Consider the following 16,289-nt stretch of genomic DNA (forward strand, 5'->3'; position numbering starts at 1 on the left):
GCGGTGAGCACTGCACCGCACGGTAAGGTTGCCCGGGTGAATTCGGCTCCTGAGAAGATCGCGATCGCGATCGTGACGTTCAACCGATCGACGTACCTCAAGGAGCTCCTCGCCAGCGCAGCAGCGATGGACACCCCGCCGTTCAAGATCGTCGTGGTCGACAACGCCAGCACCGACGACACCCAGGACGTCCTCGCCGCGGCGATCAAGGACTTCCCCGAGGGCCTCGTGATCAACCATCGGCTCGACACCAACACGGGCGGCTCCGGCGGGTTCAGCGAGGGCACCAAGGTCGCGCTCGAGCAGGGCGCCGACTGGGTGTGGCTCATGGACGACGACGTCGAGATCCTGCCCGACGCACTCGAGCAGTTCGCGCCGTGGATGCAGCGGTTCAAGGTCATCCACGGGCGCCGCTACGACTTCGACGGCACGCCGTTCTACTGGCAGGCCAAGTTCAACGAGTTCCTCGGCGTGCCACTCCCCTACAGCGGCAAGCAGTTCGGCCGCGAGGGCTACGCCGTCACCAACTCCGGCACGTTCGAGGGCATGCTGATCAGCGCCGACATCGTGCGCAAGATCGGCCTCCCCGACCCGCGGTTCTTCATCTCGTGGGACGACGCCGCCTACGCCTGGCTCGCCGCGCAGCACACCGACGTCGTCTACGTCGACGCGTTCGTGCTCAAGCGCAAGCGCGAGCAGAAGCAGGTCAACCTCGGCATCCGCCACCTCAACGACGGCAGCCCGCTGTTCCGCTTCCACGTCATCCGCAACCGGGCGTACGTCGGCAAGTACTTCGCCGAGTACGGCAAGCTCAACCGCGTCGGGTTCGGCATCGGCACGGCGTTGACGCTGGCCAAGGAGGTCTTCCGCCTCGTGGTCGTGCAGCACACGCTCAAGGGACTCGGCGACCTCGCCCGGGGATTCCGGGCCAACCGGGCGCTGTGGCGGGACAAGTCGTGGCGTCCGATGGATCCGGCGGACGTACCGGCACAATTGACGAATGACCGCTGACCTCCTGATCGTCGGCTCCGGGTTCTTCGGGCTGACGATCGCCGACCGGTGCGCCCGAGAGCTCGGCCTGCAGGTGCAGGTCATCGACCGCCGCGATCACCTTGGCGGCAACGCCTACACCGAGGTCGAGCCCGAGACCGGCATCGAGGTGCACCGCTACGGCGCGCACCTGTTCCACACCTCCAACCAGCGGGTCTGGGACTACGTCAACCAGTTCACTGACTTCACGCCCTACCAGCACCGCGTCTACACGACGTACCGCGGCGAGGTCTTCTCGATGCCGATCAACCTCGGCACGATCAACCAGTTCAACCGGTCCGCGTTCACCCCCGCCGAGGCCCGGGCATGGGTCGCCGAGCAGGCCTCGATGCTGACCGGCGAGCCGGCCAACTTCGAGGAGAAGGCGATCTCGCTGATCGGCCAGCCGCTCTACGAGGCGTTCATCAAGGGCTACACCGCCAAGCAGTGGCAGACCGATCCGCGCGAGCTCAGCGCCGAGATCATCTCTCGCCTGCCGGTCCGCTACACGTACGACAACCGCTACTTCTCCGACACCTACGAGGGTCTGCCGGTCGATGGCTACACCGCGTGGCTCGAGCGCATGGCCGACCACCCCAACATCACCGTGACGCTCGAGGCGGACTTCTTCGACGAAACGCAGCCGCACCACAAGGCGGCGACCGTCGGGCAGGTGCCGATCGTCTACACGGGGCCTGTCGACCGCTACTTCGACTTCGCCCACGGCGACCTGTCGTGGCGCACCCTCGACTTCGAGACCGAGGTGCTGCCGGTCGGCGACTTCCAGGGCACCACGGTCATGAACTACGCCGACACCGACATCGACTACACCCGCATCCACGAGTTCCGCCACTTCCACCCCGAGCGTGACTACCCGGCCGACAAGACCGTCATCATGCGCGAGTTCAGCCGGTTCGCCGAGCACTCCGACGAGCCCTACTACCCGATCAACACGCCGCAGGACCGCGAGCGGCTGCTGGCCTACCGCGAGCTGGCCAAGGGCGAGGCCGACGTGCTGTTCGGCGGGCGCCTCGGGACGTACCAGTACCTCGACATGCACATGGCGATCGGCTCGGCGCTGAGCATGTACGACAACAAGCTCGCGCCACACTTCCGAGACGGCAAGGCCTTCGCCGATCATGGCCTCTGAGCCCCGTGTCGGGCTGGTCCGCCGCCTCCAGCTGTGGGCGATCGGCCGGCTGCGGCGCTCCCGGTTCCTGCCGGTCGGCATGCCCGACAAGCTGACCGACGAGGCGCGGCTCGGCATGCCGTTCACGCAGCAGGTCATGCTCTACTTCCCCACGCCGCAGGACAGCCTCTATCAGCTGCGGCCCTGGTACCACGCCCTGAAGGCGCTCGACGAGGTCCATCCGATCGTCTGTGTCTTCAAGGACTCACGCACGGCCAAGGTCGTCCGTGCGGAGACCGGACTCGACTGCGTGACGCTGGCGCGCTACGGGCAGCTCGACGAGATCCTGTCGCTCTCCGACGTCAAGCTCGCGCTCTACGTCAACCACGACCCGATCAACTTCGAGTCGCTGCGGTTCACGTCGCTCGTGCACGTCTACCTCGGCCACGGCGACAGCGACAAGGGCGTGTCGGTGTCCAACCAGGTCAAGGCCTACGACTGGTGCTTCCTCGCCGGCCAGGCGGCGCTCGACCGTACGGCGTCGGCCGTCATGCTCTACGACGCCGCGGCGCACAGCATCCTCATCGGCCAGCCACAGCTCGACGGCGCCGCCGTCGTCACCGGCACGCCGTCGCCCGACGGCCGGCAGACCGTTCTCTACGCCCCGACGTGGGAGGCCTCGCAGCCGTCCGTGTCCTACGGATCGCTGGAGACCCACGGTGAGGCGCTCCTGCGCGCGCTGTCTGGCACCTACCGGGTCGTCTACCGGCCCCACCCGCTCAATGGCGTCATCCGGCCGTCGTACGCCGCAGCGGATGCGGTCGTGCGGTCGCTGGCCGACCGCGTCGACACCGACGTCACGCTCGAGCAGTCGTTCGCCGACTCCGACCTGCTGATCACCGACGTCTCGGCGGTGACGCTCAACTGGCTGCCGACCGGCAAGCCGCTGCTGGTCACCCAGCCCCTCGTCAGCTATCCGCCGAGCCGGCTCATGGACGTCGTGCCCCAGCTGGCCGCGACCGACGACTTCGCGTCGGTGGTCGCCGAGCACCTGTCGGCAGACCCGACCAAGGCCGATCGCGAGGCTCTCGTGGCGCACTACCTCGGCGACCCGACTCCCGGCGTGGCGACCGCGAGGTTCATCGCGGCGTGCGAGGACGTCATGGCGATCCGCGACCGCGAGTGGACCGCCGCCAAGACCCGCGGCGCCAACGGGGTCTAAGGCGTGTCGACACCAGCACGTCGCGTGGTCCCGCCATGGGCGGTCATCCCGGCTGCGATCGGCGCGCTGGTCCTCGCACGACTCGTGATGTTCCGGACGTACGTCGGGGGCGACGAGGCCGGATTCCTGATGGTGGCCCATCGCTGGCACGACGGCACGTCGCTGTACGGCAACTACTGGGTCGACCGCCCACCTCTGCTGCTCTGGCTCAACGAGCTGGCCAGCGGCGTCACGTCGCTGCGGGTCCTCGGTCTTGCCGCATCGGTGCTGACGGTGCTCGGCGCTGCATGGGCCGCGCAACTCGCCGGGGGTGCCCGGGCCGCGCGCTGGGCGGCAGGCGCGGCGGCGCTGTTCGGCAGCGCGCAGTGGCTCGGTATCGCCCGGGTCAACGGCGAGATGCTGGCCGCGCCGTTCGTCGCGTGGAGCATCGCGCTGACACTGCATGCCGTCCTGCGTACGCCTTGGCGCGCCCCGGCAGCGATCGGCGCCGGCGTGCTCGCGGTCTGTGCGCTGTCGATCAAGCAGAGCGTCATCGAGGCGTTCGTGTTCGCCCTCGCGCTCGGCCTGGCGATGGTCGTGCAGCGCCGCGAGGCCCGCCCCGTCGTCGTACGCGTGCTGGCCTGGGGCGTCCTGGGCGCTCTGCTCACGCTCGCTGCGGTGCTGCTCGGCGCCGAGACCCGTGGCACCTCGCCGTCCGACCTGTTCGACGCGGTGATCCGGTTCCGGGCCGAGGCCGGCGAGGTCATCCGGTCATCAGCCAGCGATGCGACACCTTTGCGTCTGCTTGTCATGATGGGTACGTGGACTGTGAGCGGGCTGGGTGCGGCAACCGCGCTCACCGCATGGCAGGGCGCCCGTCGCAAGGACCCGCTGCTCCTGGCCACGGCCGCGACACTGCTGTGCAGCCTGGTCGTCGCCCTGTTCGGCGGCAGCTACTGGGCGCACTACCTGATCCAGATGGTGCCCGCCGCGAGCCTCGGCATCGGCCTGCTGGCCAGCCGCGTGCCGGCGCGTCTGATGCGCCGCCTCGCCGTCGCGACCGTGACGGTGACGCTGGCCAACCTGGTGTGGGCGGTCGGCTTCCAGCCCGACGACAACGGGCAGCAGCACACGGTTGGCACCTGGCTGCGCGAGGCGCGTCAGCCCGGCGACACCGGGGTCGTGACGTTCGGCCAGGCCAACGTGCTCTACCAGGCCGACATGGCGAGCCCTTACCAGTACCTCTGGAGCCTGCCCGTACGCACGAGGGACCCGCACCTGCGCGAGCTGGCCGCCGTCATGGCGTCGCCGCAGCGCCCCACCTGGGTCGTCAACTGGTCGGGGCTCAACTCCTGGGGCATCGAGCCCGGCCGCACGGAGTCGGTGCTGCGTGACGGCTATCGTCAGGTGGCGACGATCTGCGGGAGGTCGATCTGGTTGCTGACGACCCAAGAACGTACCCTGCCAGCAGTCCCGAAGGTGTGCCCATGACGACCCGCACCGAGCAGCTGCCCAGGACCACGTGGCAGTGGCGCGGCCCGGCCTTGGCGGCGTACGCGATCGCGCTGGGCGTGTGGATCGTGCTGATCGGCGTACCCACCGACCCCTACCAGATGTTCGGGTGGCTGTGGCTCGCCACGATCGTCTGGAACATCCAGGCGCCGCCCCGATCGCACCTGGCATTCGTGCGCGACTGGTGGCTGATCTTCGTCGGCCTGGTCCTCTACCTCTACAGCCGCGGCATGTCGGACAACCTGCTGCCGGTGTCGGTGCACTGGACGTTCCCGATCCGGGTCGACGAGTGGATCGGGCGCGGCGAGATCCCGACGGCCCGGCTCCAGGACGCGTGGTGTGCGGCGCCGTGCACCAGCTCGACCGATCCGCGCTGGTACGACGCGGTGCTCACGACGGTCTACTTCTCGCACTTCGTGACCGGGCTGACGATCGCGGTCGTGCTGTGGCTGCGCAACCGCGAGGCGTGGATCCGGTGGATGCGGCGCTACCTGGTCATCAACTTCTCGGCGCTGGTCATCTACATCGTCTATCCGATGGCTCCCCCGTGGCTGGCCTCCAAGGAGGGCTACCTCCCCGAGCACGTCCCGCGCCTCACCGGTCGCGGCTGGGACGACCTGGGGCTCGGCGGGTTCCACATCCTGCTGGCCAAGGTCGGCAACCCCGTGGCGGCGATGCCGTCGCTGCACGGCGGCCTGTCGATGCTCGTGGCCCTCTACGCGATCAGCCGGCTGCGCAGCCCCTGGCGCTGGTTGATGGTCCTCTATCCGCTGTTGATGGGCATCGCCCTCGTCTACGCCGGCGAGCACTACGTCATCGACATCCTCGCCGGCTGGGCCCTCGCGGCCGTTGTCATGATCGGCTGCAGCTGGTGGGAGCGGGCCCACCCGCGCACGCCCGTCGAAACCTGACACCCGAGGGAACCGAACAGCCTCCGGATCCGTCGTAAGGTGACAGGTCATCTGAGGAGGCGGCGTGGACGCGACGTCCGAGGCGAGCTTTGCGGAGTTCGTACGCGCGCAGTGGCGCGACCTCGTGCGCGCCGCGATCTTCCTCGGCGCCGGGCCCCACGAGGCCGAGGACATCGCCCAGCAGACCCTGGTGCGCTGCTACGCCAGCTGGCAGCGAGTCACGGATGCCACGAACCGTGACGCGTACGTCTACCGGATGCTGCTCAACCAGCTGCGCGACGTCAGGCGTACGCGCTGGTGGCGGAGCCGGGTCGACGTCGAGGCCGACGGGCGGGTCGATGACGCGAGCAGCCAGGTCGTGCTTGCCGACGCGGTCCACCAGGCCCTCGACGGCTTGACCAAGGAGCAGCGCGACGTCGTGGTGCTGCGCTACTTCGTCCAGCTGACCGAGGCGCAGACCGCCACGGCCCTCAACATCCCGGCCGGCACGGTCAAGAGTCGCCTCTCGCGTGCGCTCGCCGCCCTGGCCGGGTCCCACCACCTCTCCGAGCTTTCCGAGGAGCACCGATGAGCGATCTAGAAGACTCCTGGGACGGGCTGCCGACGAGCGAGCCGCCGGTCGACGCGATCGTCGCCGCAGGTCGCGCCGACGCGGCTCGGCGCCGCAGGCTCCGGCAGACCGTGGTCGCCGTGGGGGCCACCGCGGCCGTCGTCGGTGCGTTTGTCGCCGGTGCGGCGGTCGGCAACCGTCCCACCACGGCGCGCCCACACAGCGACGCCAGCCCGGCGGCGTTCCAGGCCGACCTCGAGCCCGCGCAGAGCTGCGCGCAGCTGCTCGAGTCCTACCAGGACCGGGCGCTCGAGCTGGTGACCGCGTGGGGCTGGCAGCGCACACCGGTCGCGTACACGACGTCACCGTTGAGCAGCCTTGACTCGACGCTGCAGCGGCGGGAGACGTTCGATCAACGATCGCAGGTCTCGAGCGACACCGGCACCAACGTGCAGGAGACCGGAGTGGACGAGCCCGACACCGTCAAGACCGACGGCGAGCTCGTGGTGCGGCTCCGCGGTCGCGAGCTCATGGTCTACGACGCGACGGGCGACTCTGTCGTGCAGCGCGCCACGATCCACCTCCCCCGGCTCGAGGACGGCGAGATCCTGCTGTCCGGCTCCAAGGTCGTGGCGATCGGCACGGATGCACTGAGTCCCCGCGACGACCAGACCGGCGAACGCCGGGGCACCCGCGTCATCACGGTGTCGATCGCGAAGTCCGGCGCGCCGAAGATCGAGTCGACCGTGACGTACTCCTCGCGGGTGATCTCCGCCCGGCAGCACGGCAGCACCGTCCGGCTCGTGCTGGCCGCGGGACTGCCGACGCTCGACTTCGTGACTCCCGGCGACAAGGTGACCGAGCGGGAGGCGCTGGCGACCAACCGCCGCGCGGTCCGCGAGTCGACCATCAAGGACTGGTTGCCCTCGTACGACGCTGGTGCCGACTCGCAGCAGCTGCTGAAGTGCACCAACGTCGCCGTGCCGCCGGACGCCGCCGGTCTCGACACCGTCAGCGTGGTCGGGTTCTCGGCCAAGGCGCCGGATGACCCCCACGCGATTGGGCTCGCCGCCTCGACCACGATCGCGTACGAGTCGGCCGATCACCTCTACCTCGCCGACGGCCCGCAGACGTGGGGCTGCGACGTGTGCCAGCTCGACGACCGCATCGGGACCCCGCTCGTCCGTGAGGCCTCGGGGACGACGCATCTCTATGACTTCGATCTCGACGGGGTTGACGCGATCCACGTCGCGTCCGGCGAGGTCGAGGGCCTGCTGGCGGACCGGTGGTCGCTCGACGAGGCCGACGACGTCCTGCGTGTGGCGGTCGGGCCGTCGAGCGAGACCGGCGACTTCAACTCCGTCGTCACGTTCCGCCGCGAGGGCACGGAGCTCGAGGAGATCGGCCGCGTCGACGGCCTCGGCCGCCACGAGCAGCTCAAGGGAGTTCGCTGGTTCGACGGGCTCGCGGTCGTCGTCACGTACCGGCAGGTCGATCCGCTCTACACGATCGACCTCACGGATCCCTCGAAGCCACGGCTGCTCGGCGCGCTCAAGATCCCGGGCTACAGCGACTACCTGCACCCCCTGAGCGATGCGTGGCTGCTGGGCATCGGGTACGACGGCGGGGCGCAGATCGCGCTGTTCAACACGTCCGACCTGGCACACGTCAGGCGTACCGCCGTGGAGAGGTTCCCGGGCACCGAGACGATCGCCGCCACAGACCCGCGGGCCTTCACCTGGCTGCCCAAGCAGGACACGGCGCTGACGGTGCTCCGCAAGGGCAACCGGGTCAAGGTCGCCGCAGTCAAGGTCACCCACGGCAAGCTGAGCACGACGCTGACCAATGTCGAGTACGGCGACGATGCCGCCCAGGTCCGCACGTTCGGCCTGCCCGACGGCCGCGTCATCCTCGTCACGGGAGAAGACGTCCGATTCTTCCCCCTGCCGTAGGACTCGCTGAGACTGACGTTTCTGTTGCGACACGCCGCGTGTCGCAGCAAGAACGTCAGTCTCAGCGAGTCGGCCGTCAGAGCTCTGGCGCGGCCCATTCGCTGAAGTCGCCCAGGCGGCGCGGGAAGAACGTCGCCAGTGCGGCGCCCACGGTCCACCAGCCGCGGTGCACCAGGGCGCGGCACAGCGCCGGCTCGAGCTTGTCGAACACCGTCGGCACCAGTGCAAGGTCGCGACCGCCGTACGTACGCGCCTCGGGAAACCGAGCGCGCCACGCCCTCAGCGGTGCCGGGCCGGGGTCGGGCAGTGCCGTGACGAGGCCGGTCAGCACCCCGCGGCGCCCGTCCGCCGGCAGCGAGCCGGCCCCGGCCTTGCGGCCACGCTGGAACTGCGCCACCAGGCTCGTGGTGCGCAGCGCCACGCTCTGCCGGTAGAGCAGCGAGTTGGCCCGGGCGAGGTCGCGGATCACCGGCAACCGCCCGTATGGTCCTGGTCGCAGCAGTCCTCCGGCATTGAGCGCGACCAGGAACACGTCGCGGTACGCCTTGTCGTCCAGCGCCTGCAGCCCGGTGTTGTCGTACGTCCCGCCGTCCATCAGCACCGGCGCATGACCCGCGCCGGGGAACTCCGGCGACGTCAGCACCACCGGCGCGAACGCACCCGGCACCGCCGCCGAGGCCGCCACGGCGGTGCTCAGTCGCAGCCCTGTCCCAGCGGTCGGCACGTGCCCGATCGTGTAGTCACCGACCGTGTCGCGCTCGAAGCCGAAGCGCACCCCGGTCGTCAGGTTCGCCGCGTTGATGATCCAGCGCACCCCGCGATCGAGCTGCTCCAGCTCGACACCGTCGAACCACCACTCGTCGAACCGTCGCGCCAACAGGTCCGTACGCGTCGACGACCCGACCGTGCGCCAGATCCCCCGCACCAGCGACCACTTCAGTGACTGCGACGAGATCTGCGCGAGGAACGGGTCGATCAGGTGCTCCTGCACGGCCGCACCCGTGAAATCGGCCTCCCGCAGCAGCGGCCAGCGCGACGCGAGCAGGCCGTTCGCCAGCGACCCGCCCGAGACCGACGAGACGTACCGAAGATCCGGCAGCAGACCGGCGTCCGCGAGCAGGCGAATGGCACCGAGGCCCGCCAGTGTGGCGCGGAACCCTCCGCCGGAGATCGTCAGCGCGACCGGCGCCGCCGACCGAGGCGGTTTGCGGGGCGGCTTGTCACCGCGAAACCGCTGGGGTTGGAGGCCGGTCCCGATGGCGGGTGAGTCGACGACCCACTGGTCAGGATCCTCCGGCTGCCCCATCTGAACAGCCTCTCACCGCACGAGGCCGGGCGTCGAGGGTCTAGGAGCCGCCGCCGACGGCCGCTGGGCCGTCCTCGCGCCGGATGTCGATGATGTGCCCCGTCTGCTCAGCGAGCAGGACGTCGAGCGACTGGCGCGCGACCTCCATCGAGCTCAGCAGCGTGCCCTCGGGCTCCTCGCCGAACGCCTTGGTGCGCATCGGCGTGCCCGTACGTTCGGGGTTGACGCAGTTGACCCGCACCTCGCCCGCCCACTCGTCGGCCAGGGCCTGGGTCAGGTTGACGACGGCGGCCTTGGCCGAGGAGTAGAGCGAGTAGCCACCGCGACCGCGGGTGTAGGACGACGACGTGAACAGCAGCAACGAGCCCGACGTACGCGCGAGGTGCGGGTAGAACTCCTGGGCGATGAAGATCGGCGCGAGGTAATTGATCTCGGTCGCGGCGAAGATCGTCTCCTCAGACGTGTCGGCGAGGTCCTCGATCACCAGTACGCCGGCGGTGTTGACGACGAAGTCGATCGACTCGGACTCCTTGAGCACCGCCGTGGCGGCCGCCGCGATGTCCTCGCGGCGATCGACGTGCGTGTTGGTCGACGAGCGCGAGAACGAGTGCACGGTCGCACCGAAGCCACGCGCCAGCTCGGCGATGTCGCCGCCGATGCCGTACGAGCCGCCGAACACGACCATGGTCTTGCCCTCGAGCGCGGCGCGGTACTGCTCATCGGTGAGCTGGTCCGGCGTGTCGGCCGAGTGCAGCTGGAAGAGCTTGTCGGCGATGTAGACGTCGATCGGCTCGGTGACCTTCATGTTGCGCTCGTGGCCCGCGACGACCGCGATCGGCACCTCGGGCAGATAGCGCAGCACGACCGTGCAGTCGTCGGTCGCGGTGAAGTCGGGGTCCTGCCACGCCAGCTCGTACGCCTTGCGAATGACCGAGAGGCGGAACGCCTGCGGGGTCTGGCCGCGGCGGAGCAGGTGACGCGGCAGCACGTCGGAGATCGTGTGCACCTCGTCGGGGGTGTCGTGCACCTGCACGACAGTGTCCGCGGACGGGATCGCGGTGTCGACCGCCTCGTGCGTCGCCAGCGCGGCAACGACGTCGCGGATGATCGTCTGCGACACCAGCGGGCGCACGGCGTCGTGGAACAGGACGTTGCACTCCTCCGAGCCCAGCGCCTCGAGCGCCCGGCTCGTCGACTCATTTCGGGTCTCGCCGCCCTCGACGATCTGGGTGACCTTGTCGTAGCCGCCGTTCTGGACGATCGCGCGTACGGGATCCAGGTGGCCGGGAGCCATGAGGATCACGATCTCGTCGACCAGCGAGGACGCCTGGAACGCCGCCACGGTGTGCTCGATGATCGTCTTGCCGGCGATCTTGATGAGCTGCTTGGGGATCGACAGGCCGACCCTCGTACCGGTGCCACCTGCCAGGATGACGGCCACATTGCGGAGTTCAGTCACCCGACGAGGTTACCGTCAGCACGGGCGTCAGGACGCCCCCGGTCGCATGACCGCGTCCTTCTGGGCCGACTTCCACTCACGGAAGCCCTCCTCGGTCGTGCCGCGCCGCCAGTAGGCCGACACCGAGACGTCCGCGCGGGCCACAGCGCGATCGTTGAGCACGTACGGGCGCACGCTCTTGAGCAGCGCGGACTCCCCATGGATGAACGCCTGGGCGCGGCCGGGCCACCAGTCCCACGCGCGGACGGCGTCGTCGAGCAGCGTCGTGGTGCCTGCGGGCGCGTCGCCCCGGTGCAGCCAGTGGATCTCAAGCTCGGCGACCGTCGCGATGGCGATCTCGTCGCCGGGACCCTCGACCTCGATGAAGGCCACGGCACGGGCACCAGCGGGAAGGGCCTCGAGTCCCGCGCAGATCGCGGGCAGGCCGGCCTCGTCGCCGACGAAGAGGTGCCAGTCGGCCGAGGCATCCGGCGCGTACGCCCCATTGGGCCCGCGGAGGTGCATGAGGTCACCGGGCTCGGCGTGGGCCGCCCACGGGCCGGCGACGCCTTCGTCGCCGTGCACCACGAAGTCGATCGCGAGCTCCTGCGCCTCAGGGTCGATCCAGCGGATCGTGTAGGTCCGCAGCACCGGCCACGCCTCGTGGGGCATGGTCTCGCGGACCACGTCGAGATCGAGCGGCTCGGGATACGTGTATCCCTCGGCGAGGAAGACGAGCTTGACGTACTCGTCGGTGAACGAGCCACTGAGAGCCAGATGCCGGCTCTGGAACTCCGCGAATCCGTCACCGCCGAACACGACACGCCGCATCGAGGGCGCCACGGATTCGGTGCGGATCACGGTCAGTTGGGCGGGATGGATCTTGCTCACCTGTGTAGCCTACTGGCGTGACCCACGGCATCGACATGACGCAGTTCGACCCCTCCATCCGCGTTCAAGACGACCTGTTCCGACACGTCAACGGCCCCTGGCTGCGCACCGCCGAGATCAAGCCCGATCGCGCCACCGCCGGCTCGTTCGTGACCCTTGTCGACGAGGCCGAGGCCAAGGTCCGCGAGATCATCGAGACGGCCAGCAAGGCGCCTCAGGACGACGAGCAGCGCAAGATCGGCGACCTCTACGCCAGCTTCATGGACGAGGAACGCGTCGAGGCTCTCGGCGGCACCCCGCTCGAGGGCGAGCTCGCTCAGGTCGACGCCATCACCGACATCCCCAGCTTCATCACGGCCCTCGGCGACCTCGACCGCCAGGGCGTCGGCAGTGTCTTCGGCATGTACATCGGCCCCGACAGCGGACAGCCCGATCGCTACGTGACGCACCTCGGCCAGGGCGGCATCGGCCTGCCCGACGAGGCCTACTACCGCGAGGACGAGTCGGCGGCGATCCGTGAGTCGTACGTCGCGCACCTCACGACGATGCTGGGTCTCGCCGGGCTCGACGACGCAGCCGGGCGCGCCCAGCGCATCATGGACCTCGAGACCCGCCTGGCCGCGTTCCACTGGGACCGCGTGGAGTCGCGCGACGCCCAGAAGACCTACAACCTGCTGGCGCTCGACGGGCTGCAGGCGCTCGCGCCGTCGTTCGACTGGGCACGCTGGTCCGACGCCGCCCACATCCCGGCACCCGTCATCGCCGAGGTCGTGGTGGCCCAGCCGTCCTACCTCGAAGGGCTCGAGACGCTGCTCGTGCCTGCTGAGCTCGACGCCTGGAAGGACTGGCTGCGCTGGCAGGTCGTCCACAGCGCCTCGCCCTACCTGTCATCGGCCTTCGTCAACGCCAACTTCGAGTTCTACGGCAAGACGCTCAGCGGCACCGACGAGCTACGGCCCCGCTGGAAGCGCGGCGTCGGCTTCGTCGAGGGCGCCATGGGTGAGGCCGTCGGCAAGATCTACGTCCGTACGGAGTTGCCGCCGGCCTCCAAGGAGCGGATGACCGAGCTGATCGACAATCTCCTCGAGGCCTACCGGCAGAGCATCTCCGCGCTCCCCTGGATGAGCGACGAGACCAAGAAGCAGGCACACGAGAAGCTCGACACGTTCAACCCCAAGATCGGCCACCCCGACGAGTTCAAGGACTACTCGGCACTCGAGACCGCTCCCGACGACCTGCTCGGCAACGCCCGCCGAGCGATCGCCGTCGCCACCGACCGCGAGCTCGCCAAGATCGGCTCCCCGATCGACCGTGACGAGTGGTACATGACACCGCAGACGGTCAACGCCTACTACAACCCCACGATGAACGAGATCGTCTTCCCGGCCGCGATCCTGCAGCCGCCGTTCTTCCACGCCGACGCCGACGACGCGGTCAACTACGGCGCGATCGGTGCGGTCATCGGACACGAGATCGGTCACGGCTTCGACGACCAGGGATCGCAGTACGACGGCACGGGCGCCCTGCGCAACTGGTGGACCGACGACGACCGCGAGTCGTTCGAGAAGCTCACGACGGCCCTCATCGCCCAGTACGACGCACTGTCGCCCGAAGGCGCTGACGCCCGGACGGTCAACGGCTCGCTCACGATCGGCGAGAACATCGGCGACCTCGGCGGCCTCGGCATCGCCCACAAGGCGTTCCGGCTCACCAACCCTGACGACGCCGAGATCGACGGCCTGACCCCTGACCAGCGATTCTTCATCTCCTGGGCCCAGGCGTGGCAGTCCAAGGTGCGTCCGGCCGAGACCGTCCGCCGGCTCACGATCGACCCGCACTCGCCGCCGGAGTTCCGGTGCAACCAGGTCGTCCGCAACATCGACGCGTTCTATGCCGCGTTCGACGTCACCGCCGACGACCAGCTGTGGCTCGACGAGGACGCCCGCGTCTCGATCTGGTGAGCCCGGTCCTTGCGCTTGTCGAAAGGACGCTGCGGATCCTTTCGACAAGCTCAAGGGGCAGTTCCGCTAAATTGCTCGGATGACCGAGACGCCTGACCCCGCTCAACGCAGGATCGTCTCGGTCCTCTCCCTCGTCCAGGTCATCGGCGGAGTCGGCAACGGTGCGGGCCTCGCGGTCGGCGCCCTGCTGGTCAAGGACGTCAGCGGCTCGTCGGGCTGGTCCGGCATGGCCGTCGTGATGCTGACCCTGGGTGCCGCGGCATTCACGATGCCGCTGTCCTCGATCGCCGCGCGTACGGGTCGCCGCCCCGCCCTGACGCTCGGGTGGCTGTTCGGGGCATCGGGCGCCGGCGTCGTCATCCTCGGCGCCGAGGTCGAGTCCTTGCCGATCCTGCTCGCCGGACTCCTGCTGTTCGGCGCCAGCACCGCCGCGAACCTGCAGTCACGATTCGCCGCTGTCGACCGCGCCGCCCCTGGTCAGGTGGGCCTTGCGCTCTCTCTCGTCGTCTGGTCCACGACCGTCGGCGCCGTCATCGGGCCCAACCTGACGGGTCCAGGCGCCTCGATCGCCGATGCCGTCGGGCTGCCCGACCTCGCCGGCCCGATGCTGTTCTCCGCTGCGGGCTTCACGATCGCGGGGTTGCTGACCGTCGCCCTCCTGCGTCCTGATCCCCTGGTGCACGCCTCCGGCTCAGCGCCGGCCGCTCGTGGCGTACGCGCCGCGCTCCCCCACGTCCGCGGGCGTACGGCCACAGCGATCCTGGCCATCGCCGCGTCGCACGCCGTGATGGTCTCCGTCATGGCGCTGACGCCCGTGCACATGAAGGACCACGGCTCCAGCCTCAACGTCATCGGCCTCACGATCAGCCTGCACATCGCCGGGATGTTCGCGTTGTCGCCGCCGATGGGCGTGCTGAGCGACCGATGGGGCGCCGACCGCACGATCCTGCTCGGCCAGTCGGTCCTGCTGCTGGCCACGTTCGTCGCTGGCACGTCCGGCGAGTCCGAGCTGCAGATCACGATCGGTCTGACGATCCTCGGGATCGGCTGGTCGGCCTCGGTCATTGCTGGTGCCGCCATGCTGACCAAGTCGCTCGAGCCTGCCGATCGACCGGTCGTGCAGGGCTTCTCCGACCTGTCGATGAACCTGGCCGGTGCCTTGGGCGGCCTGCTGGCCGGCATCGTCGTCGCGCTGAGCGGCTTCGGCACGCTCAACGCCGCTGCGGCGGTGCTGACCGTGCCGGTCATCGCCCTGGTGCTGTCAGGTCGCCGCGTCGCGGCGTCAGTCGCCTAGTCGGCAGCAGCTGACGACACCGGGCTGGGTTGCCTGTTCCGCCCCGGAAGCCTGTCGACGATCGGGTCGGCCACGTCCCAGAACAGGTCGGCAACGGGTCGAAGCCTCGACCGTATCCACCTGTCGAACACGATGAAGGTCGTCGTGCTCACGAAGATCGAGTCGAACGCGATCATCGACAGCGAGAACCACGGCAGCGCCATGAACACCGCGATCGACAGGTGGAACATGATCGCGCAGAAGATCGCGATACGCCGGGCGATCGGGTGCAGCAACGCGAAACCGAAACCGATCTGCACGACCATCGCCACGTACGTCCCCAGGCCCACCATCACGCCGAAGTGCGTCATGGCGTCGGTGAGGAACGGGAAGGGCTTGTACTCCTGCAGCTGCATCGGATAGTAGATCGCGGTCCCGTGGAACCACAGCGGGCCCTGAGCCTTGAACCAGCCGGCCGAGAAGTAGATCATGATGAGCTGCCAGCCCAGGGCGATCAGGACGACGTTGTGCAGGCCATTGGTGAACCACGAGGGCAGCACGCGCTGGCTGTTGTAGAGGTTCTTGACGACCGCGATGATGCCGCCCGACCCGGAGCCCATGGGCTCGGCCTTCGTGCGGGCGCGCCGTCGCGCGTCGAGCGACCAGTACTCGCTGGTGTGCAGGAACAGGATGAGCAGGGTGCCGATCCGCAGGATGTTGTCGCCCTGGTCACCGAGGACGGGGATCCGCTCGATGATCGAGATGTGCCCGATCAGCATGAGGGCGCCGACCAGCCGGGTGTGCCAGCCGAGGACGAACAGCAGCGCCACGAAGATCACGAGCAGGTAGTAGAACAGGAACGTCGTGTTGCCCATGTGGCTGACGATCAGCCGGGGCGGCCAGTACATGTCGTTGCCGTCCTGCGCCGGCTTGTTCCACACCGACCCCTGGCCGAACATCAGGTTGCGGACGCGGAAGTTGGTGATCAGGATGCCCATCACCGAGCAGCCCGACAGGATCCGCGCGAGCGAAGCGCCATAGAGCGAGCGCTTGTCGGTCAGGAGCCATGACTCGAACCGGTCGTACCACTCGTTGACCAGGTCGAGACCCCGCGATGCGACGGACGGTTGCGACAC

The 16,289-nt window shown here is 69.0% G+C and carries 13 protein-coding genes; 9 read left to right on the forward strand and 4 right to left on the reverse strand.

What is annotated here, in order from left to right:
* Positions 1-36: 36 nt before the first annotated feature.
* The 7 genes from ESP70_RS04275 to ESP70_RS04305 all read left to right on the forward strand — a co-directional run bounded on the left by ESP70_RS04275 (position 37) and on the right by ESP70_RS04305 (position 8,284).
* Entirely contained in the window at positions 37-1,011 is a 975-nt protein-coding gene (locus ESP70_RS04275; protein ID WP_149688083.1) for a glycosyltransferase family 2 protein, read from the forward strand.
* Positions 1,001-2,179 carry a UDP-galactopyranose mutase gene (gene glf / locus ESP70_RS04280; protein ID WP_149688084.1) on the forward strand — a complete coding sequence of 393 codons (1,179 nt, stop codon included), beginning with the start codon at positions 1,001-1,003 and terminating at the stop codon, positions 2,177-2,179. The genes ESP70_RS04275 and glf overlap by 11 nt, the downstream gene beginning before the upstream one ends.
* Positions 2,169-3,380, forward strand: coding sequence for a CDP-glycerol glycerophosphotransferase family protein (locus ESP70_RS04285; protein WP_149688085.1), 1,212 nt, complete (start codon positions 2,169-2,171; stop codon positions 3,378-3,380). Before glf ends, ESP70_RS04285 begins: the two co-directional genes overlap by 11 nt.
* 3 nt (positions 3,381-3,383) lie before the next feature.
* Positions 3,384-4,850: a hypothetical protein gene (locus ESP70_RS04290; protein WP_149688086.1), complete on the forward strand. Its 1,467-nt coding sequence runs from the start codon at positions 3,384-3,386 to the stop codon at positions 4,848-4,850.
* Positions 4,847-5,782 (forward strand): phosphatase PAP2 family protein, encoded by a 936-nt coding sequence (locus ESP70_RS04295; protein WP_149688087.1) that lies wholly within the window; start codon positions 4,847-4,849, stop codon positions 5,780-5,782. The genes ESP70_RS04290 and ESP70_RS04295 overlap by 4 nt, the downstream gene beginning before the upstream one ends.
* A gap of 64 nt (positions 5,783-5,846) precedes the next feature.
* Entirely contained in the window at positions 5,847-6,353 is a 507-nt protein-coding gene (locus tag ESP70_RS04300; protein WP_149688088.1) for a SigE family RNA polymerase sigma factor, read from the forward strand.
* On the forward strand, positions 6,350-8,284 hold the full coding sequence (locus ESP70_RS04305; protein WP_149688089.1) for a beta-propeller domain-containing protein: 1,935 nt from the start codon (positions 6,350-6,352) through the stop codon (positions 8,282-8,284). The genes ESP70_RS04300 and ESP70_RS04305 overlap by 4 nt, the downstream gene beginning before the upstream one ends.
* A gap of 76 nt (positions 8,285-8,360) precedes the next feature.
* Here the strand turns inward: ESP70_RS04305 and ESP70_RS04310 are convergent, their stop codons facing one another.
* Genes ESP70_RS04310 through ESP70_RS04320 form a run of 3 tightly spaced genes read right to left on the reverse strand, consistent with a single transcriptional unit; the run spans position 8,361 to position 11,919 of the window.
* Positions 8,361-9,590, reverse strand: coding sequence for a patatin-like phospholipase family protein (locus tag ESP70_RS04310; protein WP_149688090.1), 1,230 nt, complete (start codon positions 9,588-9,590; stop codon positions 8,361-8,363).
* Between the two features lie 40 nt (positions 9,591-9,630).
* On the reverse strand, positions 9,631-11,049 hold the full coding sequence (locus tag ESP70_RS04315) for a bifunctional cytidylyltransferase/SDR family oxidoreductase (RefSeq protein ID WP_149688091.1): 1,419 nt from the start codon (positions 11,047-11,049) through the stop codon (positions 9,631-9,633).
* Between the two features lie 27 nt (positions 11,050-11,076).
* Entirely contained in the window at positions 11,077-11,919 is an 843-nt protein-coding gene (locus tag ESP70_RS04320) for a siderophore-interacting protein (protein WP_223148600.1), read from the reverse strand.
* A gap of 35 nt (positions 11,920-11,954) precedes the next feature.
* Here ESP70_RS04320 and ESP70_RS04325 point away from each other — a divergent pair, with 35 nt between their 5' ends.
* Both ESP70_RS04325 and ESP70_RS04330 read left to right on the forward strand, forming a co-directional pair.
* The gene (locus ESP70_RS04325) at positions 11,955-13,880 is read left to right on the forward strand and encodes a M13 family metallopeptidase (protein WP_149688562.1); all 1,926 of its coding nucleotides are present in this window, start codon (positions 11,955-11,957) and stop codon (positions 13,878-13,880) included.
* A 79-nt stretch (positions 13,881-13,959) separates the two neighbouring features.
* Positions 13,960-15,174 (forward strand): MFS transporter, encoded by a 1,215-nt coding sequence (locus ESP70_RS04330; RefSeq protein ID WP_149688092.1) that lies wholly within the window; start codon positions 13,960-13,962, stop codon positions 15,172-15,174.
* Here ESP70_RS04330 and ESP70_RS04335 read toward each other — a convergent pair.
* A complete protein-coding gene (locus ESP70_RS04335) occupies positions 15,171-16,289 on the reverse strand; it encodes an HTTM domain-containing protein (protein ID WP_149688093.1) in 1,119 nt (372 codons plus the stop codon). The two genes, ESP70_RS04330 and ESP70_RS04335, sit on opposite strands and share 4 nt — an antisense overlap.

Origin of the sequence: Aeromicrobium ginsengisoli (assembly GCF_004134905.2) — a bacterium.
GTDB lineage: Bacteria > Actinomycetota > Actinomycetes > Propionibacteriales > Nocardioidaceae > Aeromicrobium > Aeromicrobium ginsengisoli.

Bases quoted from the DNA above. Each gene is read 5' to 3' on its own strand.
- glf (WP_149688084.1), top strand. From the start codon at position 1,001: ATGACCGCTGACCTCCTGATCGTCGGCTCCGGGTTCTTCGGGCTGACG.
- ESP70_RS04285 (WP_149688085.1), top strand. From the start codon at position 2,169: ATGGCCTCTGAGCCCCGTGTCGGGCTGGTCCGCCGCCTCCAGCTGTGG.
- ESP70_RS04295 (WP_149688087.1), top strand. From the start codon at position 4,847: ATGACGACCCGCACCGAGCAGCTGCCCAGGACCACGTGGCAGTGGCGC.
- ESP70_RS04305 (WP_149688089.1), top strand. From the start codon at position 6,350: ATGAGCGATCTAGAAGACTCCTGGGACGGGCTGCCGACGAGCGAGCCG.
- ESP70_RS04310 (WP_149688090.1), bottom strand. From the start codon at position 9,590: ATGGGGCAGCCGGAGGATCCTGACCAGTGGGTCGTCGACTCACCCGCC.
- ESP70_RS04325 (WP_149688562.1), top strand. From the start codon at position 11,955: ATGACGCAGTTCGACCCCTCCATCCGCGTTCAAGACGACCTGTTCCGA.
- ESP70_RS04330 (WP_149688092.1), top strand. From the start codon at position 13,960: ATGACCGAGACGCCTGACCCCGCTCAACGCAGGATCGTCTCGGTCCTC.